Below are 24,901 nucleotides of genomic sequence, written 5' to 3'. Positions count from 1 at the left end.
GATTAAATTTAAAAGTTGCAATCGGTTGCGTAAAAATATAGCATTGTGTTTTAAGAAAAAAATTTTACTGCAAAATTTTTCACACAACACTAATTATTTTATTAAAAAAGGAAAGAACTGACAGGAAATTGTCGGTTTATTTCAAAAGAAATTACTTTCTTCTGTTTGAAGAAGCACGAACTAAAACTTCGGTATTTAAAAAAGTAACTTCGGTAATATCATCTTTTTTCGGAGTATCCGGACTCTTTTTAGCCGACTTTAAATGGTTCAATATTTTCTTGGCTGATGTCTGTCCCATCTTTACCGCCGGATGCGAAATAGTTGTTAATCCAGGATCAATAATTGATGCAATTGGATCGTCATTGAAACCAATAATAGCAATATCTTCCGGAATTTTCAAACCTCGTTTTTTAGCAATTTGAATTACCCCAACCGCGGCGGTATCATTCACCACAAAAATTCCATTTGGTGGATTTGGTAAATCAAACAGAGTTGTACTGGCCGTTTCCCCTTCTTCATATGTCAAACTTGTTTCAATGATAAGAGTCTCATCAACAGTAAGATTAGCTTCTAACAAAGCATCTACATAACCTCTTTTTCGTTCGCTATATGTATTTCGGTATTGAGAACCTGTAATATGTGCAATGCGGGTGCAACCTTGTTCAATCAAATGTTTTGTCGCTTTATAACCGGCAGAATAATTGTCGATCATAACACGGTACGTATTAAAATCTTTCGGCACCCGATCTACAAAAACCAACGGAATATTTTTATCGATAAACTTTTGAAAATGAGAAGTATCACGCGTATCCATGGCCAACGAGCAAATGACACCACAAACCCGACTATCATAAAGTGCTTTTGACAAATTAACTTCATCTTCATAAGAATCATGACTTTGTGTAATCATAACGCTATAACCTGCTTTTTGGGCGATTTCTTCAATACCACTAATCAGTGAGGAGATAAAAGGACGGTTAATTCGGGATACTAAAACCCCTATTATTTTAGTTGAATTGCCGCGTAAGCCTGCTGCTAAAATATTGGGACGAAAACCCATTTCTTCAGCAACTTTTTTTACTTTTTTTATGGTTTTATCACTTATAGTAGGATGATCTTTCAAAGCTCTTGAAATGGTCGAAGTCGCGAGATTCATTCTCTCGGCAATATCATAAATGGTAACATCTCTACTTTCCTCCATAAAAATTTAATAAATAAAACAATGGAACATATTGCTTTTAAATCAACACTAAAAGTTTCCTAACTTCATATGTGTGTTGTTGCTGAGAAATAAATTCCTGATAATTTTTCGGTAAAATTAAATTATTTTTTCTTTCTTTACACAATCGGTTGCAATAAAGTTTTCCACTAAAAACATACTCCCTTTTTCGATAGATAATTAAATGTAAGCAGACTTTAAAATTTACAGCAAAATGGATTTAAAAAACAATGTCCTATGAAAAAATCAATCGCTCTTTATCAAATCATATTATTTTTATTTCTTTCCATTTATTCTCAAGCTCAGGATAAAAAAGAAAAATTTCCTTTTCAGAACACAACTTTAAGTTTTGAAGCAAGAGTAAACGATCTGGTAAGTCGTTTGACTTTGGAAGAAAAAGTTTCGCAAATGCTGAATTCCTCTCCGGCAATTTCGAGATTGGACATTCCGGCTTATGACTGGTGGAATGAAACACTTCACGGTGTTGCAAGAACTCCTTTTAAAACTACTGTATATCCTCAGGCTATTGCCATGGCCGCCACTTTTGATAAAAATTCACTTTTTAAAATGGCTGATTATTCGGCTTTAGAAGGAAGAGCGATTTACAACAAAGCTGTTGAATCAGGCCGAACCAACGAACGTTATCTTGGCCTTACGTACTGGACACCTAATATTAATATTTTTCGTGACCCTCGTTGGGGACGCGGACAGGAAACCTATGGCGAAGATCCGTTTTTGACTGCAACTTTAGGAGATTTCTTTGTTAAAGGACTTCAGGGAGATGACCCTAAATATTTAAAAGCGGCAGCCTGTGCCAAACATTATGCTGTTCATAGTGGCCCGGAACCTTTGCGTCATACTTTTGATGTTGATGTAACTCCTTATGAACTTTGGGATACCTATTTGCCTGCGTTTAAAAAATTAGTAACCGAGTCTAAGGTTGCCGGTGTAATGTGTGCTTACAATGCTTTTAGAACGCAGCCTTGTTGTGCAAGTGATATTTTGATGACGGATATTTTGCGAAATCAATGGAAATTTGATGGGTATGTAACTTCAGATTGTTGGGCGATTGACGATTTCTTTAAAAATCATAAAACTCATCCTGATGCAGCATCGGCTTCAGCTGACGCTGTTTTCCACGGAACGGATATTGACTGCGGAACAGACGCCTATAAAGCTTTGGTACAAGCGGTAAAAACCGGAAAAATACCTGAATCACAAATCGACATTTCTGTAAAACGTCTTTTTATGATCCGTTTCAGATTGGGAATGTTTGATCCGGTTGAAATGGTGAAATATGCTCAAACGCCAGCTTCTGTATTAGAAAGTCCCGCACATCAGGAACATGCTGTAAAAATGGCGCAGCAATCGATGGTTTTGCTTAGAAATGAAAACAATACTTTGCCATTAAGCAAAAAAATAAAGAAGATCGCTGTTTTGGGTCCAAATGCAGATAATTCGATTTCTATTTTAGGGAATTACAACGGAACACCTTCAAAACTATCCACCGTATTACAAGGCATTAAAGACAAATTAGGTGCAAATACTGAAGTCATTTATGAGAAAGCCATCAACTTTACCAATGATACTTTATTAGTGTATGCCGATGTCAAAAACCAATATACTTTTGAAGGAAAACAAGGTTTTAAAGCCGAATATTTCAACAACACCGATCTTTCAGGGAAACCGGAAATTACACGAACTGAAACCGAATTAAACCATTTTTGGCAGGAAGGCGAAGCTGTTGTTCAAAATATTAAAGCCAATAATTTTTCTGCCCGTTACACAACCAATTTTACGGCAGCTGAAAATGGCAGCATTACTTTTGAACTTACTGCTGACGATGGCTACCGCTTTCTTGTGAATGGAAAAGAAGAACTAAATGCGTGGAAAAAAAATCGCTGGGGTGGACAAACTTTTGAATTAAAAACAACAAAAGGAACCGTTTATAATTTGGTTATTGAATATTGGCAGGGAGAAGGAAAAGGCAACGTTGCCCTGAATGCCGGAAACTACAAAAAAACCGATTTTACAGCTCTTGTCAATCGCTTAAAAGATGTCGATGCCTTTGTTTTTGCCGGTGGAATTTCGCCGCAATTAGAAGGCGAAGAAATGAAAGTAAATTTTCCGGGTTTTAAAGGCGGAGATCGAACTTCGATTTTATTACCAGCTGTACAAACCGATTTGATGAAAGCGCTTCAAAAGACTGGAAAACCAGTTGTTTTCGTGATGATGACCGGAAGTGCGATTGCTATTCCGTGGGAAGCACAAAATGTTTCTGCCATTGTAAATGCCTGGTATGGCGGACAAGCTGCCGGAACAGCGGTCGCAGATATCCTTTTTGGAGATTATAATCCGGCCGGAAGATTACCGATTACGTTTTACAAAGGCGATTCAGACTTACCTGAATTTGTAGATTATAAAATGGACAACAGAACTTATCGTTATTTTAAAGGAGCACCTCTTTATGGTTTTGGATACGGTCTGAGTTATACTACCTTTAAATATGATGCGCTAAAAATGCCATCAAAAATTGCTAAAGGAAAAAGCGTTTCAGTTTCTGTACGCATCACCAATACCGGTAAAATGGCCGGCGAAGAAGTAGCGCAATTGTATGTTATCAATCAAAATACATCTATAAAAGCTCCTCTTAAAACCCTAAAAGGATTTGAACGCATAAGTCTTAAAGCGGGAGAAAGTAAAACCATAACTTTTATACTTTCTCCGGAAGATTTATCGTATGTTACTGCTGAAGGCATTTACCAACAATACAATGGTAAAATTAAAATTGCAATTGGAGGTCATCTGCCTGACGAACCTAATCCAACAAGCAGTAATGTAATTACTGAGGATATTTTGATTCAGTAAAACATATTACTTTTTGCTATGGAGTTGCTTTTGCAATGTAAGCACCGGTGTCTGATTTAATTTCATAATTCTGGTTTCCGGACGGTCTAATGCTAAAATTAAAAACATAACCGAAGCAAAAATAATAGAGATAAAAACGGCCAGCCTGTTGTTCTTTTTTCCGGTAATTCCGAATTGATAGCCCAACAATAACATGGAAAACCAAGAGATTATAAACAGCACCCATAAAATCGCAACGGGTATCCTGTACTCAAATGTTAAGGTTACCCGCTTGTTATAGGTATCAAATAGGCTATTTACAGAGGTTATGTACAAAGAATAGGCCTCAGAACTACGATCCTGTGCGGCCAGAGCTTCAGAATAATCCCAAAGTGAATCGAGAATCGACTGCGATCTGATTTTTAATCTTTGGACGTTTTCAATCGAAGTATCATTTACCAAAGTAGCTCGTAAATCAGTATATTCAATCAAAAACTTTCTGGAAGAAGACCGATACGGTTCTGGTATTAAACCGGATTGCAAATAAGTGGTTCTTATTTCCGTAACTTCATCCAGCAAAAGTTCCTTTCTGCTATTGTATCTGTTGTCCACAATTTGAAACGTGAAGGCAAGCATAAAAGCCAAAAGACCAAGCGCTGCTCCTACTACTGATCCAACTGGTGAATCGCTTACTTTACCGGATTTATTCTTTACAAATAAACCATAATACTGACCGACAAGAATGGGGATTAGAATACTACAGAAAGGAATAATAAACATTCCTAAAATCTCAAAAAAACTTACATTAATCATTGTTCTTTGGTATTTAGGTTAATAAATCTGACTAATCAAATATAATCTTTATTCCACAAACAAAAAACCTATTGATTACCAATTAATTAGACCCAATAATTTTCACATTTAATAACAATTAAATCAAATACTATTGTCAAAGAAAAACAAAAAATAATAAGATTTTTTTTCTAAATTTGATCTGCATTCAATACGATTTCCCCAAATCATTTTTTTTAATTACCTCAACCTGCATTGACCTTTTGGTAAATAGTAGTAACGTAAAATGAAAAAAAATGAAAAATTTTACTCTGACAATCTTTTTAGTTTCTTGTTTTATTGTTTCTTCTTTTGGATTTTCAAAGAACAACCTTCTTTCTGAAAATAAGAAAACAACTTTTTTTATTCCCAATATTTCTTTTGCTAACTATGCCGCACCAGCTATCGACAATGCCACCTTGTTGGCCTTTTTTAAAAAATATTCTCAATTAAAAGACTATCAAAACGATGTCTCAACCCTTTATAAAGACAGATCATACAAAGCCATTTGGTATAGTGGTAGTCAGATAAACGAATTTGGACATCTAATGTATCATAAGTTAAATTCTACTTACGAAGAAGGGGTTCAAATTAGAATTCCGTATAAAGATAAAATCGATGAGGTTTTTGATGAAGATTCAACCGAAAAAGTGTCAGAATCAGATACTGAGCTTTTATTGAGTTCAATGTACATACTTTATGCAAAACATGTGTATCAGGGAATGGATGCAGCCGCACAGAATAAGCTTGAATGGTATTTACCAAAGAAAAAAATATCGTATGAGACTTTATTGGATTCTATTTCGGGCAATCCGAATTTATTAGATCAAAATAATCATGTGCTTTTTAGTCAATATTATAAACTTCAGGAGGTTTTAAAAAAATACAGAGAAATTGAAAAAAACGGCACATGGAATAAAATTTCAATGGATATACCGTTTCAGGATTTGCGCCCCGATGCTACTTCACAAACCATTGCAGACATAAGACAGCGTTTGGCAATCGTTGGAGATTTGGCCAAAGACTCTAAAAGTAATTTTTACGATCAGGAATTAATGGACGGAATTATGAAATACAAAGCCCGTTATGTGCTTAAACCAAATTATATTATTACAAAAGATTTTATTGATCAAATGAACGAACCTGTAAGCGATCGTATAAAAACAATAATGTTGAATATGGAACGCTGCCGATGGATTCCGCCAACTTTGGAAAACCAAAGCGAGTATGTTATGGTTAATATTCCGTCTTTTCGATTGTATTATGTCAGAGACGGAAATTATGATATTGTCTCCAATGTTTTCATAGGAACACCTTTAACCCAAACTGTCATTTTTAGCGGTCAGATCGATCGTATTGTTTTTAGTCCATATTGGTATGTGCCGGGCAGTATCATTAAAAATGAATTAAAACTGAAAATGGCAGAAGAGAAAAACTATCTCGCAGATCATAATATGGAATGGAATGGCGGAAAAGTAAGGCAAAAACCAGGGCCTAATAACGCTTTGGGTTTAGTGAAATTTATGTTTCCCAACCCGAACGACATTTATATGCACGACACACCCTCTAAGAGTTTATTCGGATTTGAGAAACGTATTTTCAGCCACGGTTGCATCAATGTAGAAAAAGCAAAAGAACTGGCTATTGCAATGCTAAGAGAATATCCGGACTGGCCTGTCGACAAAATAAATTCGGCTATGAGCGGAGTTAAAGAAACGCCTTGTATGCTCAAGAAAAAAGTTCCAATCTATATTGGTTATTTTACTGCCTGGGTAAGTAAAGAAGGTGAAATTGGTTTCTTCCCTGACGTTTATGAACGGGATGTTCAGTTGAATAGATTGCTTTTCCCGCAGGATACTGAGTTTAAGACGGCTAATAATTGATTTTTTTTAGAATATAGAGTCAAGATTAAAGAAAATAGAATAAAGAGTAAAGAATAAAGATTGATGCCTAAACCTCCAAAAACATGATTTTTGGAGGTTTTTTTATTTTTTGGAGACACTTTTTTCTCCGTATCTTTTTTTGATATAATCAGTTACAGGCCTTAACGGCTTATTATTTTCAGGATGTCTTCCGTGGGTGTTAAAAAAATCTGCTTTATCACTACTTGTTTTCGCATACCAAACAATTGCTTCTCCGTTTTTAAAACAATTTGTAGTATCATAAACTATAATTTTTTTAAGAGCAAACTTATTCTCATTGTACGGTTCTACTCCATTATTAATAAAGAATTCATCTGAGCTCAAATCACAATCTACTTTTTCATAATGATCGTGTGTCCACTGCATGCATTTGTTTCTCGTGAAGGCAAAATAAATTGTTGCTGCTATTAAACAAAAAATAACAGCTGTAAAAATCATAGCTAGTTTTGATCTATTAAATAACTTTTCTAAGAAATTGTGTTTAAAGTCACTTTGAAAACTTATTGGTCGATTTTCTCTTTCTATAACAATCTTATTTTTTTCTTTTACTTCTCCTTTTTTAATCTCCGATTCTAAAAAAGTACTTGTCAATTTCTCGTTTTGCCCATTTTCGCCACTTTCTATACTGATCGATTTTTTAAATTTATTAAAAGGACGATCTTCAAAATCTACAAAAATTGCTGCTAATTCTGCAGTAGTGAGATTTGCCGGATTTTTTTCCCCTTTCAAAAAAGCTCCTACTTTTCTAAATTTATCAGTGTACTTTGTTGAAGTATTTTCCTCTTTTGAATTAAATTCAGATTTAAAAAAATTACGATACACGACTAAATCATCAGCTGTTGGATTTGAACTGAAAATTTCCCAACACAAATCTCTTAAAAGCGCTTGGGAAGGATTATTTAAATAATGCGAATACTCCCCTTCGGTCTTTTCGCTTCTATATTTATTTCTAATAGCTTCCTTGTAATCATTTTCAATGTCACTTTGAGTAATTTTTTTCATAGGCCCTCAGGATTTTCAGGATTATTTCTCGGATTTTTCAGGATTTCTCGGATTTTTTTTAGGAATCTCAGTAAAGTTAGTACTTCCCGGAATTCCGTATCAATACAGGCTTGTAAGCGTCAGATCTTTGCAATATCAAAATTAGTTATTGTTCGATATCGCGATAAGAACAAATGTACAAAACTAGTTCACTTAAAAAGTATGGAAAACCGTAAGACGGAGTTTATCCGGGAAGTATAGATAAAATCTTACTGTTCTACATACTTCACTTCCCAAACAAAAAATTCAAAAAACATTCCGCAGGGTGCGGTTTGAAAATCAGCACAAAAAAATTCGATTTCATTATCGAACCGGCTGATCTATGTCAAATTTTTAACAACGAAGTAAGATGAAAAAAGTTTATATATTAGCGTGTTTAGTTGCCAGTGGGGCATTCGTATCTTGTACAAATGATGAAGAAACATCAGATAACAAGTCTGCAACTGAAGTAAAAAAAGAGATAAATCCAGAAATCCCATCCTATGCTGATGGCCCTGGAGATGATCCAATCATTATTCAGCCACCAAAAAAAGACTAATTAAAATCTTTAGTCTACAATAAATAAGTAATTTCGGGGAAAGTAAATTAAATGTTACGATCCCCGATTTTTTGTTTGTTTATTTTTCTACTTTTTCTTTCTTGCAAGGACGAATCTACCGTAGATATTAAACCAAATCTAAATAAAAAAGAAGCCTCTCTTTTACAGGAAAAAGCAATATCTCATTTCCAAAAAAGTAATTTTAATAGTTCCTTTTATAATTTTAATAAATCAAAAATAGCATTTGAGAAATTAAAAGACAGTAGTAATATTGCTTTTAACCTCATTCAGATGGCATATATTCAGCAAATGAATGGAGATTATTACGGAAGCAAGGAAACGTTGACAGAAGCTTTACCTTATATCCGAAAAGACGAGAATTATCTTGCCGCTGTAAACAATTTTTTTGGGATTGCTGATAAGGAACTTTCTCTTTATGATGATGCAATTTACTATTACAGTGAAGCATTAAAAGGTGCAAAGGATAAATCATCAAAACAAGCTCCTTTAAATAATATTGCGGTCGTTTATATTCAACAGAAAAAATATGATAAAGCAATAAAGATCTTGGAATCGATCTTAAATAAAAATGCATCACTAGCTGAACCGCCAACAAAAAGAAAACTTAGAATTTTAGACAATCTCGGGTTTGCTTATTTTAAAAAAGGAATGAATAAAAAAGGACTTGCGTTAATGCTAAAAAGTCTTACACTAAGAAATCAAACTGAGGATCTTTACGGAAGTATTGAAAGTTGTTTGCATTTAGCGGAATATTATTCGAAAACCAATTCTAAAAAGTCTAATGAATATGCCCAATTAGCCTATCAAAATGCTACAAAACTCAATAGTGTTGACGAGCGACTGGAAGCTTTGTCTTTTTTGATGACAAATACTTCGGACTCGAAAAATACTAAATATGCTGAAAAATTTATTTCGGTAAATGACAGTATTATCAAAATCAGAAACAACTTCAAAAACAAATTTGCCAAGATTAAATACGATTCGAAAAAAGAGAAAGATGAGAATCAGAAACTTCGTTTAGAAAAAGCGGAGAATTTATTGTCATTACAAGAAGCAAAATATCAAAGAATCTTGTTTGTGTTTGGAATCATTGCGCTCTTTTTTGTTTTAATTTATTCAAGAAAGTATTATAGGAACCGAAATAGGATCGAGAAAATAAAAACGGCTTACGATACCGAAACCAGAATTGCCAAAGATATTCATGATGAACTGGCAAATGATGTTTTTCATGCCATCACTTTTACACAAACGCAACCGCTCACAAGCGACAGTACAAAAGAAACTTTGATTCAGAAATTAGATCAGATTTATATTCGTGTTCGTGGCATTTCAAGAGAGAACAATGATATTGACACCGGTGTAAATTATCTTCAAAATTTAAAAGAAATGCTTTCTACTTATAATAGCGGTACTACAAATGTTATTATTAATAGCATCGAAAAAGTAACCTGGGATACAGTAGATGAAATTAAAAAGATTACAATTTATCGCGTGCTACAAGAGTTGATGGTAAATATGAAAAAACATAGTGATGCCTCTCGGGTTGTTGTAAAATTTGACAGCAATCAAAAAACGATAAATATTGACTATGTAGATGACGGTAAAGGAAGTACAAGAGAAAAAATTAACAAGAATGGTCTGCAAAATATGGAAAACCGTATTCTGGCTATAAAAGGATCTATTATTTTTGACACTGAACCGGAGAAAGGTTTTAAAGTAAAAATAACACTGCCTAAATAAAAGCCCTATGTTTAAAAAAGTAATAATAGCCGAAGATCTTGATGCGATGAATTTAGGAATTCAACAAGTCTTAAAAGATTTAAATATTGTAAATTTTCAGCATTCCAAATTTTGCGATGAAGCATTTTTAAAAATACGTGCCGCAATTAACCAAAATGAACCATTTGATTTATTAATTAGCGATCTTTCCTTTAAAACAGATCATCGCAAAGCAACTATTGCAAATGGTGACGAACTGGTTCAAAAGGTACGTGAATTACAACCTGACATTAAAATTATTGCCTATTCTGTAGAAGATAAAAATTATCGAATTAAATCGCTTTTTGATAATGCAGAAGTAGACGCTTTTGTACTTAAAGGCCTGAACAGCATCGAAGAACTAAAAAAAGCAATCCATATTATTTCAACTTCTGATCAAAAATTCATTTCCCCTGAAGTTTCTTCTGCATTGAAGGAAAAAAACAACTACGAAATAGATGATATTGATATTCTGATTTTGAAGCATTTATCACTTGGAACTCCGCAAGATGATATCATACAAATTCTAAAAGATTCAGGCATAAAACCCAAGAGTAAAAGTGCTATGGAAAAAAGACTTTCTAAACTAAAAGACTTTTTTAAAGCTAATAATACAGTTCATTTGGTTTCTATTACTAAAGATATGGGGATTATTTAAGTCTTCATTCCTGCATAATTTTCAAAGCTCCTTCGGGAGCTTTTTTTATTTCTAAAAACTAATTTTACGATTATGGATTTCCGTAAAATACTGGTTTCAAATAGGTTTAAGTTTGAATTATAAATCAATTAAAACCAAAAATCATGAAAAATTATTATGTAAACAAAAATGCGCAATCAAATGGAGATCATGAAGTTCACACAGATGATTGCAAATATTTGCCTATTGCAGCAAATAGAAAATCCCTGGGTGAATTTTCAAACTGCAAACCTGCAGTAACTGAAGCAAAGAAAACCTATTCACAATCGAATGGCTGCATAACTTGTTGCAAGGACTGTCATACAACCTAATTTAAAATGGGCTTTCGATTTCAAAAAAGAATTAGGCTTGGAGGCGGACTTGGATTAAATATTAGTAAATCCGGGATTTCTCCAAGTTTAAGAACAAAAATGGGAACATTTAGCAAAAACGGTTATTCTGTAAAAACAGGTATATCTGGAGTGAGATATCAAAATAGCGGCTGTATCGTATTGTTCGCATTTACAGGAATTGTAACATTTTTAATTTTCACACTAAAACATTTATAATCATGGGATATAGAAAAGGATATTATAAAAAAGACGGAACTTATGTTCAAGGGCATTTTGCTAATACAAGATCAAGATCTTACACAAAGAAAAATAGCGGATGTATACTTATTTTTTTGCTATCAGTATTAATAGGCAGCGTAATTTCTTGTTCGGAATCTTCAGAGACATCAGATGTAACAAGCAATACTCCAAGCTCAAATTGCCCAACCAAAACTTGTGGTAATTTTTCATCTCAATCGGCAGCACAATCTACCTACAACAGTAACAAAACCTGTTACAAAAATTTAGATTCTGACGGTGACGGAATAGCATGCGAAAATTTATCAAAATAAAATTCAAACAATGATAACACTAGAACTAAAAAGTCATTTTATAAGATTATATCAAATGGCATTATCAGATGATCAATTTGACGTATTAGAATTGCAAATGATGTATCATTTTGCTGATGAAAGAGGGATTCCGAGAGAAGAATTGGATAAACTTTTTCTAAATCCAATTAATACAGAGCTCATTATTCCTGAAGATTTAAATACCCGAGTAGAATATTTATATGATTTTACAAGAATCATTTGGGCTGACGGAAAAATTACCGATGATGAATTAAATATGCTTAAAAAGTATTGCAGAAAATTTAATTTTTTGGATGAAAACATCAATGAACTTTCTTCTTACCTCATTGATTGTGTTCAGAAAAATATACATAAAGAAGAAATTATTAGTCAACTAAATTCTTAGGTTATGAAATCACTTACACAATTATTCAGTATAAAAAAAGCTGACGATTCTTCTGTCAAAACATTCGAAGATAATGAAGAAGACAGAGAACAAATAAGAATCACCTATTATCAAAGTGGCTTTGCAGCATCAGTAAAAGCAACCGGAAAACCTATTGTTTTAAAAGCATGCCTGCAAAATCTCTATATGAGTTTTGAGGATCAATGTCGAAAACAGAAATTAGAACAGGACAGGTTAAAACAACCTTACCGTGAAGAACAGGAAAAAAACAGAACTGAACTTAAAAAATCTGAAGCCGCAATAGGAATTTTTGAAAAGAAGGAACAAGATATTAATGATGAAATTGATCAAATAAAGAGCGATATTATCGAAGTAAAACGCAATCCAGATAAATACGGAATTGAAGACGGTAAAGGCTTAAAAGCTCAATTTTACATTGGATTATTTCTTTTGTTACCAATAACACTTTATTTATTAGTCTTTTATATTTCTGCTTCTTATTCTGCTTTTTTTAAAGAATTTGCCAATGACAGTTTAACAGCCGCCATTTTTGATGCAAATGCCTTAACAAATTCTTTTAAAGCAAGCTGGCTCGAAGGTGTTTTGGTAATTACGATTCCATTTGTATTTATGGGATTGGGTTATGTAATTCATATGGTTCAAAAAGAAAAAGGAATTAAAAACATCTTTAGAATGATTGGCCTATTTATAACAACCTTTTTATTTGATGCTCTTTTAGCCTATCAAATTGAAAAAAAGATATACGAGTTCAATAAAACAACAGATTCCTCTCCTTACAACTTAAATATTGCATTAGGCGAAGCCGAATTCTGGATGATCATATTTGCAGGATTCGTAGTTTATATTATTTGGGGACTTGTTTTTGATTTTGTAATGAAAGAATTTGAAAACATTGATAAAATAAGGGCTTTCATTAGAGGTAAAAAAGAAAAACAAATAGATTTAGATAAATTGAAAGTTGATATTATTGCTAAAATCAATGATTTTAAACAACAGGTAGTTACACTCAACGGAAAAAATTCAGAATTACAATCTAAAATTGATGGCTTTGTTTTTCCTGTCAAAGAATATCTGCATTATCATCACCAGTATAAAGAAGGTTGGTTTCAGGCAATTAATACTGAGATAGCTTTACCACACAAAGAAAAAGTAGAATTATTAGAAGGCTGCGAAAACTTGTCCGAAGAACATCTTGGGAAACTGAATTTAGTTGATCCTGACTTTCAACATTTAGTATATTCTAAAAACTAATATTATGAAAAACATTTCCAAAACAATCATAATGACCGCATTATTAGTTTCTGTTTTTTCATGTAAGCAAGATTCAGATAAAGAAGAAAAGGAAATCCCGACTAAAACATCTGTAATAGAAAATTATAATATCAGCTTGCTTTTAGATTTATCAGACAGAATTAGTATTGACAAAAATCCTAACCCAACAATGCAATATTACCAAAGGGATTTGGGCTATATAAAATCAGTTTCTGAAGCATTTACACAGCATCTAAAATCAAAAAGAATCAGACAAATTGACGATAGAATGCAGCTGTTTTTTAATCCTGAACCTCTTGATCCGGAGATTAATACAATTGCCAGGAATTTAAGAATCACTATTGACAAAAATAATGCTTCAAAAGATTTATTAAATTCTATCAATGCCAGTTATGCATCGAAGACATCCAAAATATATGAATCGGCATTAAAGGACAATAAATATATTGGTTCAGATATCTGGAGTTTTTTTGATAGTAAAGTAAAAGATCAATGCATTGAAAATAAATACAGAAACATTCTTATCATACTAACTGATGGTTATATGTTCTATGAAAGCACTGTGATAAAAGAAAAAAATCGCACAACGTACATTACTCCGGAACTAATCCGAAAGAATGGTTTAAACACTCAGGATTGGGAAAAGAAAATAAAAGATCAGGATTTTGGATTCATTAAAATAAATACTGATTTATCAAATCTTGAGGTTTTAGTTTTAGGAATAAATCCGGGTAAAAACAATCCATACGAAGAAAAAGTAATTAAAGCATATTGGACTAAATGGTTTACCGAAATGAACATAAAACATTTTGAGATTAAAAATGCTGACCTGCCTTCTAACATGGAAAAAATTATTGAGGATTTTATATTAAAGAAAGCAGAGTAAATAATCCCGTATAACTACGCATTTATAAAATACCAGTTCCAATTACTTTTATCGGGCATTAATACTTTAAACAACGCCTATGCTAAAAAACTACTTACTTCCATTTTTCCTATTAGCTATAGTTTCCTGCGAAAAAGCAGCGGTACCTCCTCCACAAAAAATAAACACATTTTATAAGGAGGTGATTACTGCTGATGATCGCAAAACTATTACGCCGGAAGAAGCCAAAACCTATCATGTAGACAATATTTATCAATACAAATACAGAACGGGAAATTCCGGACATTATGAATATAATTATGATGTAAAAGGAATAAACTGCACTGGTGATTCTGTTTTCGGAAACATAAACGTTTCAGGAAAATATGGTGCCGGAATATTAAGAAATGATTCCATTGCAGATCTTGAGATTAATACCGAGTGGGTCGCTTTTGGGAAATTAAAAGGAAATGATAAAAAAGGAAATGAATACGAATTAATTGTCAAATAAATAAAGCTCCCCAATGAAATATAGCCTGCTCTTTTTATTTATTTTCCTGACCTCTTTTCATCCTGTTGAGACCAAAGTGTATATCTGCGGTCCAACGGGTGCAAAGAAATATCATTATAACGAAAATTGCCGCGGACTCACCGCGTGCCGTCACGTCTTAACCAAAGTATCGCTTTCGCAGGCGCAAGGCTACGGATTAACACTCTGCGGTTGGGAAGACTAACCTCTTTTTTACTTCTATTTAAATCTCTTAACATTTTAATAATCTTAGCATTACACTCAATTCACATTAGTTTTATTAATTTGAATAAAACTAAACGTCATGAAATTCTTTAATCTAAATTTTTTGGTTTCATTCAAAGAATGGCTTTTTCTAAGAGCCATGCACTCTACTTTCCTTCATTAATAAATCAAACATTTAAAAGGAAAGTATTACTGAATGAATAAAGTTGAGAACTCATTTTTGCACAAAAACCAATTTGGAGACGATTTCTTGTGGGGTGTTTCTACCGCCGCTTTCCAAATTGAAGGAGCTCATGATGCCGACGGAAAAGGTTCTTCAATCTGGGATGTTTTTACGTCTCAAAAAGGAAGAGTCAAAAACGGACATCATGCCCTAACGGCTTGCGATTTTTATAATTCGTACCAAAACGATATTAATCTGATAAGCCAATTAAATATTCCGAATTTCAGGTTTTCGATCAGTTGGCCACGAATTATGCCAACCGGAATTCATCCTGTAAATCAGGCAGGAATAGATTACTACAACAAAATCATTGATTCATTGCTGGAACAAGGCATCGAACCCTGGGTAACACTTTATCATTGGGATTTGCCTCATGCGCTCGAAGTAAAAGGCGGATGGACCAATCGTGAATCGGTTTCGTGGTTTTCAGAATATGTTGAAGTTTGTACAAAACATTTTGGTGATCGTGTCAAAAACTGGATGGTCATTAATGAACCTTCTGTTTTTACCGGAGCTGGTTATTTCCTGGGAATTCATGCTCCCGGCAAAAAAGGAATCACCAATTATCTAAAAGCCATGCATCATGTAACATTGGCTACGGCTGCAGGTGGAAAAATACTTAGAGATAAAGTGGCTGATGCTAATATCGGGACAACTTTCTCTTGTACGCATATCGAACCTTTTTCTCAGAATGCAAAAGATATTGAAGCTGCAAAACGCGTGGATACTTTGCTTAACAGAACTTTTATAGAACCTATTTTAGGAATGGGTTATCCTCAAAATGATTTGGCAGTACTTAAAAAACTGAATAATTATATCAAAGAAGATGATTTAAACAATCTGGCCTTTGACTTTGATTTCATCGGACTTCAATGTTATACCAGAGAGGTTGTAAAAGCTTCATTATTGACTCCCTATATTGGTGCCGAATTAGTCAGTGCCGAAAAACGAAATGTCATCGCAACTGACATGGGTTGGGAAGTCTACCCTCCTGCCCTGTACCATATCTTAAAAAGATTTAATGAATACGAAGGCATCCGTAAAATTATTATTACAGAAAATGGGGCCGCTTTTCCGGATACTGTTACCAATGGAAAAGTTTACGATATCAAACGTACACACTTCATTCAGGATCATTTAGAACAAATTTTAAAGGCAAAAAAAGACGGCTTAAATGTCGATGGTTATTTTGTCTGGAGCCTTACTGATAACTTCGAATGGGCCGAAGGTTACAACGCCCGATTCGGATTAATTCACGTTGATTTTGAAACACAGAAAAGAACGATCAAGCATTCCGGTTTATGGTTTCGCGATTTCTTATCTTAAATAAAAGTTCTGATAAACTTAAATAGCAATTTTATGGAAATCAATTGGCTTATCATTTCAGGAATAGTAATTGGAGTTGCTTTATTAGTTTATTTTCTAATAAAGCAAAATAAAAAAGACCGTAAAAAGATCGAAGAAGAGTTGAACTACACTAAAGAATCTGAAGAAGTAGAAATTAATAATGATCTTAATTTATAAGGGGTTTTAGGAGCTTTAATAGGTTTACGTGGTCAATCTAAATAGAACAAGATTTGGATTATGTTCGACTATATCGTCTAATTTTTTAAAATGTAACTTTTGAAGAAGTTTAGTTGAGCTTTGATTATCTTTATGCGTTAGTGCATCTATTGTTTTTAGTTCAAGTGTTTTAATTGCGTATTCTATAACCTTCTTCGCAGCTTCAATCATAATTCCCTGACCATGGTATTCGGTAAGAAGCTCATATCCAATTTCACATTTCCTTAAATCACCTAAGAAATCAAATAGACAAATTGTACCGATTGGTTTATCTTCACCAGTCTTTGTAATTGCCCAATAAAAAAGTTCCCCGCTTTCATTTTCAATTATACTGGTAATGAAATTTAAGGCATCTTCTACTGTTTTGCTTGGTTTTCGGTCAAGAAATTTATTTATTTCTTTGTCTGAGCGTAATTGCAATATTTCTTCGGAATCATTTTTTGAAAGTTTCCGAAGCGTCAACCTTTCAGAAATCAATATTGGGGAAGTTTGCAAGTTCCTGTTCATTTTTTGTTTTTTTCCTATTAAGCCTAATGTCCAAATACATTGTAGTAGCTGTTAATGACTGGCATTCTATTCTTGTTGAATCCATTCATATTTCCCGTTTTTTAGATAGATTATTCCACCGCCACAACTTTCTTCAGCATGTATAAAAATCCCGTCATTTAATAGTTTTATTTTATCAGATTCTTTTATTTCGTCTTCGGATAATATTTCACCACCATCATTTACATTATTCCAATAGATTTCGTTTTTAGGTGCTTTTTCAAATATTCCTGCCCAATCTATTTCATCAAATCCTTGGTCTAAAATATTATTTCCCATTCCGAAATAATCTGTTCTATTTCCATTTCCAAATATTATTCTTAAACCACTTTTTGCACTTTTTGCACCTCTTACTATTTCAACTATTTCATTCAATTTATCTCCGTCTAAATCACAGAGAAGTTTGTTTATTTTATGCTTTTTTGAAATTGTAACTGTGTCGATATCTTTTTTTACATTTTCTTTCTTTTCAACAGTGTGTATTTTTGTGATTTCTTTTTTTTTGGATTGGTTTACGATATCTTTTTTGCAGGAAATAAAGATTAACGTAATGATTATTAATATTCTGATTTTCATATTTCAATTCTATGTTATTTGTGTTTACTTGCTACCAACGGTCTTGTACTACAGTGGGTTTTATGACTGAATTAAGCCAATTATTCAGATCTGCCAAATCATGCGGAATACAAAACCAATTTCCTATTAAGCCTAATGCCCAAATTCGTTGTAGTAGTTTAGGCGTCGCCTTTGTATTATTTGTAAAGCCATTTTTTAATTAACCTTGTATAATTAGGCATTAGCAAATAGACCATTATTAAAACTACAACACCGGAGATAAAAAACGAATTGATAAATCTGTTCTCTGGAAAATTTAAAATTTTTAAAATGGGAAGCACAAGCAACGGGATAAGAATTGATAACGGATAAATAGCAGACCATGTAACCAAATATTGTTTCCAACGAGCGGGAACTTTTGGTTTTTCATCGTTATTTGAGAAAAGAAAATCTAAGCCGGATTTAATGAGATATTTATCATCTTTGGATAATAGAGGTTGTGCTTTTTTGATTAGATTTTTTCTTTCATTTGACTCCATCCATTTTGTAAGGTTTTCAATGGTATCAAATCTTATGATTACCGTATAATCAAAAGTCAAATTCGGGATAGGACGAATTATTTGCCAATCAATATTTCCAACATAACTTCTACAAATTGGACCAATCTCATTTAACCAATTTTCGTATTGATTTTGTTTTCCATCTATGATATGATGATTTATTACTACAGTTGCACCTTGATCTTTCATAAAATGTATTTGATTTGTCTGTTTCGTTAAGGTTACGCCTAACGTTCTGGTATTACAGCGAGTTTCATACTAAATTAAACCCATTCTTCGGATTTGCCAAATCATGCCAAATACAAAACCAACTTTCTATTAAAACTAATTGTCCAAATCCGTTGTAGTAGTTGTCGCATGTTCTGTTTTATTCATTTTTCATACCAATTTCCTCAATTCTATTTTCCGTTTCTTTAACGCCATTCTTAACCAATGAAAAAGCTAAAACAATACCTAAAGCAATTAAAAATGAAGAGTATCCTTTAAATGGTTCAACACGCAAATATTGTGGAATTAGAGGATTTTCACTTGCACTTCCTATCTTCGAAATTAAAAAACATAATCCAACACTAAAAGTACCAATACAGCTTAATAATATGGTTAAATAAACTTTTAGTATTTCTATCCAGCTATGTATTTTTCTTTTAGAATTTATTAGTAATCCAATAAATGGAATTAATGAAATTAAAAAATAATCCAGAGTATTTATGCCAACACCAAAAAAGTATCCTGTTTTGTTTTGTATAAATTCAGCAAGTCCAAAAACAGAACTTGGTCCAATTATAAAATTGAAAATAATGAATAATAAGAAAGATATTGATATTGAAACGTAAAGCTGATTTTTATTTAAACTGTTTAACATCTATGTTTTTTTATATTTGAAATAAAATCATCTGTCAATGAAATCTAAATTTATACTGCTGTTTTAAAATTCCAATATGAGGCTTGCCATTCTCTTTTAAGTGAGCTGTCAAAAGAATATATTTTCTTCGGGATAATTTATATCATAACTAAAGATCGTATCTTTTACTTTAACCTGAAGCAGATGTTTTCCCTCATCTGATATTGACAATGCTACTGTTTCATACGAAGGCATTGCATTTGTTGCTTTTAAGTTAATTTCCTGAACTTTCTTTTTATCCAGAAGTACTTCCAGTTTTAAATTATCAAGTTTCATATTCGTTGGCTGTTCAAACGAGACAACATATTTTTTACAACCGATAGTGCATAAAACGATTAGTAGTATGAGAAGCTTTTTCATAAGAGATGTTTTTTGGTTACCAGGGATCAAAATCTATTGTAATGTTTTATAAATATAAATAATTTTATTACAAGTCGATTATCCAGAAAAAGCAAGTTTTATTGTCTTCAAAAGTAGTAATTGTCAATGACTAAGTTATAAAAAAAAGGCTGTTTAAGAGCAAAAAAAAACGTTATTTCACTGATATTTATTAGGTTAATTAGTGTATTTTGCTTATCTTTAAGATATAAATAACAACTAATATATGCCAAAAAACAAACTATTTCAAAGCCCTAATTACTCCTTAAAAAATTATTCTTTTTACTTCCTACATTTTATTTTTCGAGATGCTTCCCACTATCCTTTAGAAACTTTTCTTTCTAATCTTTTTTCTGCACAAAGTATAAAAGCGCAGAAGACATCAAAGCGACAGCTCCAATTCCTATCGTAATTATTTTTCTCGGATATATCTTCTGACCTATTTTTTTAGAAAATATAGACGCAAGATTAAAAAAAGTATTTCCTTTTTCAGGATTTTCTTTCGACTCTTCATTTTCATTTTTCACTAAACGCTCTACTACTATGACTTCTTCCTCTATTTCAACAACTGCATTCGCTTTATCAGTAATTTCAATCTGTTTCGCTTCTTCAATTCTACACTTTTCATTAAACTTTTTAAAAGGGCGCGGTTGAAAATCAACTATGACTGCTGCGAGATTTATTGCATCAATATTCAATGGATCTGTTTCGCCTTTAAAAAAGGTTTCAATAGGCCTGAACTTATCTTTTTGTTCCTTAAACTTATTCTTTTTGGTATGATCAAAATCTAAACAAAATAAATTTCTAAAAACATTTAAATCATCCTGAGTTGGGTTATTTTCAAAAATAAGCCAGCATAAATCGCGCAGTTTTCCACGAGAAGGGCTATACAAATAATCAAAGTACTCTCCTTCTTTTTCTGTCTCATATTTAATTTTAATCGCTTTTTTATATTCTTCTAAAGTATGACTGTGCATGATTTCATTTTTCGTTTTAGGATTTCTTGGCAATCTCAGGAAAACGCGGGAATCCCAATAAAGAAAGACTTACAAGCGTCTTTACCTTGCCATAGAATTAGTTCACGTTTTATCTGCAGATTAAAACAAATATATAAAACTAGTTCAAATTAACAGTGTGGAAAACCGTAAGACCAGGTTTATTCGGGAAGTATAAATAAAGTCTTACGGTTCTACACGCCATACTTCACCAAAAATTAATTTGGTATTGCCACAAACAAACTCCGGATATACTCCGAACAGCAATTTCATCTTTTTATTAATAGTCCGAGACAACCTTTTTAGGATCTTTTGCATCTATTATAATAAAGGTTCAGGTTGGTTTTACGGTCAGGTAACATGTTGTAACAAACCTAAATTTATTGTGCCTTTTATTTTGTTTTAGGATTTCCTGGGAATCTCAGGAAAATGCGGGAATTCTGGGAATCCCCTATAAACAAAGGCTTAAAAACGCCTTTACTTTGCCATAGAAATTAGTTCACGTTTTATCTGCAGATTTAACAAAATATAAAACTAGTTCAAATAAACAGTGTGAGAACCGTAAGACTGAGTTCATTCGGGAAGTATAAATAACGTCTTATAGTTCTACACAGTTTACTTCCCAAAAATCAATTTGGTATTGCCATTAACAAACTCCGGATGCACTCCGGACGGCCATACTCATGTCTAATTTCTAAATTAAATTAAAATGAAAAAACTATTACTTTTAAGCGCTTTCGCTTTATTGTTTACTATATTTTCTTGTACTGCTGACGAATACGAAACTCAGCCAAAAAAGAAAACAGAAAAAATTATTGATCCTTCTAAACCAACTCAGGCTGATGGCCCTGGTGATGACGGTCCTAAGCCTCCACCGCCACCACCGCCAACTGATGAATAAATATACTTTTAGTATCTAATTAATTACTATTTTCGGGGAAAGTAAATTTATATGTTACGGTCCCCGTTTTTTTATTTTATTATTCTTCTATTACTTTTTTCCTGTCAAGAAAAAAAGCCCCTTAATACTCCTACTGACCCTATACAACAAGAAGCGTTTAGTTTACGGAATAAAGCAATTGAAAATAGCGATAAACAGAATTTTAATACGGCTTTTTACCAGTTTAATAAATCAAAACAACTTTATGAAACTTTAAAAGACAGTGCCAATATTGGATACATACTAATTGAAATGGCAGCCATTCAGCAAGTCAATGGCGACTACTATGGAAGTAAGGAAACAGTGACCGAAGCATTGCCTTATGTTAAAAAAAACGGAGACTATTTAGGTGCTATAAATACTAGATTAGGCATTGCTGATAAAGAACTTTCTCTTTATACCGACGCGATTCTTTATTATAAGGAAGCAGCAAATCAATTGACAAATCCTACAGAAAAGCTATCCCCTTTAAATAATATTGCAGCTGTTTATATCCAGCAAAAAAAATACGATAAGGCCATTATACTTCTAGAATCTGTTTTAAGCAGGAAACTTTTAGAAGATAAATCTAAAGCGCCTACTAAAGCTAGAATACAAGACAATTTAGGTTATGCTTATTTTAAAAACGGAATGGATGAAAAAGGATTCGAATTAATGAAGGAAGCTCTCCATAGAAGAAACGAAATCAAGGACACTTATGGAAGTATTGAAAGTTATCTTCACCTGGCAGATTATTATGCTAAAAAAGACATTCAAAAATCAGATGAAAATGCTTTTTCGGCGTACAATATTGCTACAAAACTAAATAGTGTTGATGAAAGATTAGAAGCACTCCAAATTTTAATTTCAAATAATTACAGCGCGCATCACAACAAATATGTACAAAAGTATTTTACACTAAACGACAGCATTATTAAGATTAGAAATAACTTTAAAAATAAGTTTGCGAAGATTAAATACGATGCTAAAAAAGAAAAAGATGAAAATGCAAAACTTCGTTTAGAAAAAACAGAAAATCTATTATCACTTCAAAGAGCAAAATATCTAAGAATTGTATTTGTAATCGTTCTTGTTTTTTTAACCATTTTAATAACCATTCTAATACGTTATTATAAAAATAAAAATAAGGCTATAGAATTTAAGACTTCCTATAACACTGAAACCCGAATTGCAAAAAAAATCCACGATGAATTAGCAAACGATGTCTATCAGGTAATTGCTTTTGCAGAATCTCAGTCACTATCGAAAGAAAATATTAAAGAGAATCTACTCCAAAAATTAGATGATATTTACGGACGTGTAAGAGGAATTTCAAAAGAAAACAATCGAATTGATACTGGCATTGATTTTACCAACAGCATGAAGGAAATGCTTTCGGTTTATAATACAAATGAAAGAAATATCATTATTACTAATTTAGAGAATATAGACTGGGAAAGTATTGACGATGCAAAAAAGATTACCGTTAGTCGAATTTTACAGGAACTAATGGTGAATATGAAGAAACACAGCATGGCAAATTTAGTTCTTATAAAATTTGAAAGTGATCAAAAATCAATCTTTATAAACTATACTGATAATGGTATCGGGTGCGAAAAAACTAAGATGATAAAAAATGGCCTCCAAAATATGGAAAGCCGTATTCAGGCTGTTAAAGGAATTATTGATTTTGAGACAGAACCTGATAAAGGATTTAAAGCAAAAATATTTATGCCGAAATGATAAAAAAATTCTAAATATCAAATTCCAAATTCCAAGTCTTAAAACTCACCTCGAATTTTATAACGTAAAAGAACAAGTAATTCTCTTATAATAATCCAGAGGTGACAACGATAAAAAAGTTACGAATACTTGCAAAATGTCTAGAAACTTATTTTTTTAGTCCTAATTTATAAATCAGGACTCCTGAATTATAAATTTATTCCGATTCAAATCCCATCAATCATAGCTTTGTGAAAAATTTAATTCCAAAAGCTTATGAAAAAAATTATCTATTTTATCGCACTAGTATTTTTGCCAACTTGTTTATTAGCACAAACAGAAGAAGAGGCAGCTGTTAAAAAATGTATTCAAAATTACCTTGATGGTACTTCTTATAATAAACCTGATAGCATCGAAAAAGCATTTTATTCCGAAGCCAATCTATTTTTAGGCCATAAAGACAAAGACTTATGGATTGTACCTATTAGCGAATACACCACATGGTTTAAAAATGACAAGCAGGGACAGTTTAATGGTCGCGTAGGCAGAATTATTTCAATTGATCTATATAACAATATAGCTTTGGCTAAGGCAGAAATAGTAATACCTGACAAAAAAATGGAATTTATTGATCTGTTTTTACTCAAAAAGATTCAGGGCGAATGGAAAATAATAAGTAAATCGGCAAGCAGTCTAAGCAGTAATAAATCAGGAAAGCAAATTTTGTTTATTGTTTCAAATGCCCATTATTATGGCAAATCGACCATAGCTACTGGCAATAGTTTTGCTGAAATAGTAAACGCCTACAATACTTTTAAAATATCTGGATACACGGTCGATTTTGTAAGTCCGGAAGGAGGAAGTATTCCATTAGCCTATATCAATACATCCGACACTTTACAAAAGCAATATTTATTTGATCCGGATTTTATGTATGCTATAAAAAACACTAAAAAACCCGAAGAAATTGCTTCAAAAAATTATAAAGCTGTTTATTATGTTGGTGGCGGAGCTGCTATGTATAATGTACCGGAAAACAAACAAATTCAAACTATTGCTTTAAAAGTATACGAAGAAAACAAAGGTGTTATTTCTTCTGTTTGCCATGGAACAGCAGGAATTGTGAACTTAAAAACAAATGATGGCAAGTATTTAGTAGCGGGGAAAAAAATTAGTGGTTACCCTGATTCATTCGAAAAACAAGATGGAGAATATTTTAAGTACTTTCCGTTCTTAATTCAAAAGACAATTGAAGAAAGAGGTGGCACTTTTAAGTTTTCTAAAGGCAACGTCTCACATGTAGAAACCGATGGAAGAATTGTCACGGGACAAAATTTTCAATCGTCAAGCGATGTAGCTTTAAAGATTATAGAATTAATAAATGATGCAAAAACAAATAATCAACTATAGGATCAGGTGATTTGCAATAAACGGAGATTCAGGTATAATCTAAAATCGGGTTTA

26 protein-coding genes are annotated in these 24,901 nt (G+C 32.5%); 17 read left to right on the top strand and 9 right to left on the bottom strand.

From position 1 onward, the window contains the following. Nucleotides 1-151: 151 nt before the first annotated feature. Complete coding sequence (locus IHE43_RS08815) at nucleotides 152-1,201, bottom strand: LacI family DNA-binding transcriptional regulator (RefSeq protein WP_192187585.1); 1,050 nt, start codon at nucleotides 1,199-1,201, stop codon at nucleotides 152-154. A gap of 255 nt (nucleotides 1,202-1,456) precedes the next feature. Here IHE43_RS08815 and IHE43_RS08810 point away from each other — a divergent pair, with 255 nt between their 5' ends. After that, nucleotides 1,457-4,087, top strand: coding sequence for a glycoside hydrolase family 3 C-terminal domain-containing protein (locus IHE43_RS08810; RefSeq protein ID WP_192187584.1), 2,631 nt, complete (start codon nucleotides 1,457-1,459; stop codon nucleotides 4,085-4,087). A gap of 6 nt (nucleotides 4,088-4,093) precedes the next feature. Here the strand turns inward: IHE43_RS08810 and IHE43_RS08805 are convergent, their stop codons facing one another. Next, a complete protein-coding gene (locus IHE43_RS08805; RefSeq protein WP_192187583.1) occupies nucleotides 4,094-4,879 on the bottom strand; it encodes a hypothetical protein in 786 nt (261 codons plus the stop codon). Between the two features lie 275 nt (nucleotides 4,880-5,154). Here IHE43_RS08805 and IHE43_RS08800 point away from each other — a divergent pair, with 275 nt between their 5' ends. Beyond that, entirely contained in the window at nucleotides 5,155-6,780 is a 1,626-nt protein-coding gene (locus tag IHE43_RS08800; RefSeq protein ID WP_192187582.1) for a murein L,D-transpeptidase, read from the top strand. Nucleotides 6,781-6,882: 102 nt separating this feature from the next. Here the strand turns inward: IHE43_RS08800 and IHE43_RS08795 are convergent, their stop codons facing one another. After that, on the bottom strand, nucleotides 6,883-7,821 hold the full coding sequence (locus IHE43_RS08795; protein WP_192187581.1) for a hypothetical protein: 939 nt from the start codon (nucleotides 7,819-7,821) through the stop codon (nucleotides 6,883-6,885). A 388-nt stretch (nucleotides 7,822-8,209) separates the two neighbouring features. Here IHE43_RS08795 and IHE43_RS08790 point away from each other — a divergent pair, with 388 nt between their 5' ends. The 12 genes from IHE43_RS08790 (at nucleotide 8,210) to IHE43_RS08735 (ending at nucleotide 16,822) form a co-directional block, all read left to right on the top strand. Next, a complete protein-coding gene (locus tag IHE43_RS08790) occupies nucleotides 8,210-8,398 on the top strand; it encodes a hypothetical protein (RefSeq protein ID WP_192187580.1) in 189 nt (62 codons plus the stop codon). 291 nt (nucleotides 8,399-8,689) lie between these two features. Beyond that, the gene (locus IHE43_RS08785; RefSeq protein WP_370526717.1) at nucleotides 8,690-10,159 is read left to right on the top strand and encodes an ATP-binding protein; all 1,470 of its coding nucleotides are present in this window, start codon (nucleotides 8,690-8,692) and stop codon (nucleotides 10,157-10,159) included. A 7-nt stretch (nucleotides 10,160-10,166) separates the two neighbouring features. Next, the gene (locus tag IHE43_RS08780) at nucleotides 10,167-10,835 is read left to right on the top strand and encodes a response regulator transcription factor (RefSeq protein ID WP_192187578.1); all 669 of its coding nucleotides are present in this window, start codon (nucleotides 10,167-10,169) and stop codon (nucleotides 10,833-10,835) included. 143 nt (nucleotides 10,836-10,978) lie between these two features. Beyond that, nucleotides 10,979-11,185, top strand: a complete 207-nt coding sequence (locus IHE43_RS08775; RefSeq protein WP_192187577.1) for a hypothetical protein — start codon at nucleotides 10,979-10,981, stop codon at nucleotides 11,183-11,185. 6 nt (nucleotides 11,186-11,191) lie between these two features. Further along, entirely contained in the window at nucleotides 11,192-11,422 is a 231-nt protein-coding gene (locus tag IHE43_RS08770) for a DUF4236 domain-containing protein (protein WP_192187576.1), read from the top strand. A 2-nt stretch (nucleotides 11,423-11,424) separates the two neighbouring features. Further along, the gene (locus tag IHE43_RS08765) at nucleotides 11,425-11,757 is read left to right on the top strand and encodes an excalibur calcium-binding domain-containing protein (RefSeq protein WP_192187575.1); all 333 of its coding nucleotides are present in this window, start codon (nucleotides 11,425-11,427) and stop codon (nucleotides 11,755-11,757) included. Nucleotides 11,758-11,767: 10 nt separating this feature from the next. Next, the gene (locus IHE43_RS08760; protein WP_192187574.1) at nucleotides 11,768-12,163 is read left to right on the top strand and encodes a hypothetical protein; all 396 of its coding nucleotides are present in this window, start codon (nucleotides 11,768-11,770) and stop codon (nucleotides 12,161-12,163) included. Nucleotides 12,164-12,166: 3 nt separating this feature from the next. Next, nucleotides 12,167-13,435: an ABC transporter permease gene (locus tag IHE43_RS08755; protein ID WP_192187573.1), complete on the top strand. Its 1,269-nt coding sequence runs from the start codon at nucleotides 12,167-12,169 to the stop codon at nucleotides 13,433-13,435. A gap of 4 nt (nucleotides 13,436-13,439) precedes the next feature. Next, nucleotides 13,440-14,342 (top strand): hypothetical protein, encoded by a 903-nt coding sequence (locus IHE43_RS08750; protein WP_192187572.1) that lies wholly within the window; start codon nucleotides 13,440-13,442, stop codon nucleotides 14,340-14,342. Nucleotides 14,343-14,421: 79 nt separating this feature from the next. Then, nucleotides 14,422-14,832, top strand: a complete 411-nt coding sequence (locus IHE43_RS08745; RefSeq protein ID WP_192187571.1) for a hypothetical protein — start codon at nucleotides 14,422-14,424, stop codon at nucleotides 14,830-14,832. 439 nt (nucleotides 14,833-15,271) lie between these two features. Further along, on the top strand, nucleotides 15,272-16,624 hold the full coding sequence (locus IHE43_RS08740; RefSeq protein WP_192187570.1) for a GH1 family beta-glucosidase: 1,353 nt from the start codon (nucleotides 15,272-15,274) through the stop codon (nucleotides 16,622-16,624). A gap of 33 nt (nucleotides 16,625-16,657) precedes the next feature. Next, nucleotides 16,658-16,822 (top strand): hypothetical protein, encoded by a 165-nt coding sequence (locus tag IHE43_RS08735; RefSeq protein ID WP_192187569.1) that lies wholly within the window; start codon nucleotides 16,658-16,660, stop codon nucleotides 16,820-16,822. A gap of 24 nt (nucleotides 16,823-16,846) precedes the next feature. On the opposite strand, the gene IHE43_RS08730 is transcribed toward IHE43_RS08735, so the two are convergent. The 6 genes from IHE43_RS08730 to IHE43_RS08705 all read right to left on the bottom strand — a co-directional run bounded on the left by IHE43_RS08730 (nucleotide 16,847) and on the right by IHE43_RS08705 (nucleotide 20,778). Beyond that, the gene (locus IHE43_RS08730) at nucleotides 16,847-17,368 is read right to left on the bottom strand and encodes a GNAT family N-acetyltransferase (protein WP_192187568.1); all 522 of its coding nucleotides are present in this window, start codon (nucleotides 17,366-17,368) and stop codon (nucleotides 16,847-16,849) included. 66 nt (nucleotides 17,369-17,434) lie between these two features. Continuing rightward, nucleotides 17,435-17,983, bottom strand: coding sequence for a hypothetical protein (locus IHE43_RS08725; protein WP_192187567.1), 549 nt, complete (start codon nucleotides 17,981-17,983; stop codon nucleotides 17,435-17,437). Between the two features lie 176 nt (nucleotides 17,984-18,159). Next, nucleotides 18,160-18,711 (bottom strand): antibiotic biosynthesis monooxygenase, encoded by a 552-nt coding sequence (locus IHE43_RS08720; RefSeq protein ID WP_192187566.1) that lies wholly within the window; start codon nucleotides 18,709-18,711, stop codon nucleotides 18,160-18,162. Between the two features lie 178 nt (nucleotides 18,712-18,889). After that, complete coding sequence (locus IHE43_RS08715) at nucleotides 18,890-19,384, bottom strand: hypothetical protein (RefSeq protein WP_192187565.1); 495 nt, start codon at nucleotides 19,382-19,384, stop codon at nucleotides 18,890-18,892. Nucleotides 19,385-19,492: 108 nt separating this feature from the next. Next, a complete protein-coding gene (locus IHE43_RS08710; RefSeq protein WP_192187564.1) occupies nucleotides 19,493-19,783 on the bottom strand; it encodes a hypothetical protein in 291 nt (96 codons plus the stop codon). Between the two features lie 359 nt (nucleotides 19,784-20,142). Next, on the bottom strand, nucleotides 20,143-20,778 hold the full coding sequence (locus IHE43_RS08705; RefSeq protein WP_192187563.1) for a hypothetical protein: 636 nt from the start codon (nucleotides 20,776-20,778) through the stop codon (nucleotides 20,143-20,145). A 727-nt stretch (nucleotides 20,779-21,505) separates the two neighbouring features. Here IHE43_RS08705 and IHE43_RS08700 point away from each other — a divergent pair. From IHE43_RS08700 to IHE43_RS08690, 3 genes are all read left to right on the top strand, one after another. Continuing rightward, nucleotides 21,506-21,697, top strand: a complete 192-nt coding sequence (locus IHE43_RS08700; protein ID WP_192187562.1) for a hypothetical protein — start codon at nucleotides 21,506-21,508, stop codon at nucleotides 21,695-21,697. Between the two features lie 291 nt (nucleotides 21,698-21,988). Then, the gene (locus IHE43_RS08695) at nucleotides 21,989-23,458 is read left to right on the top strand and encodes an ATP-binding protein (RefSeq protein ID WP_370526716.1); all 1,470 of its coding nucleotides are present in this window, start codon (nucleotides 21,989-21,991) and stop codon (nucleotides 23,456-23,458) included. A 255-nt stretch (nucleotides 23,459-23,713) separates the two neighbouring features. Then, the gene (locus IHE43_RS08690) at nucleotides 23,714-24,847 is read left to right on the top strand and encodes a nuclear transport factor 2 family protein (protein ID WP_192187560.1); all 1,134 of its coding nucleotides are present in this window, start codon (nucleotides 23,714-23,716) and stop codon (nucleotides 24,845-24,847) included. Nucleotides 24,848-24,901: the final 54 nt, after the last annotated feature.

The organism is Flavobacterium sp. MDT1-60 (assembly GCF_014844035.1).
Classification (GTDB): domain Bacteria; phylum Bacteroidota; class Bacteroidia; order Flavobacteriales; family Flavobacteriaceae; genus Flavobacterium.
Note: the sequence above shows the minus strand (reverse complement) of the source record. Positions and strands in the feature narration are given on the sequence as shown.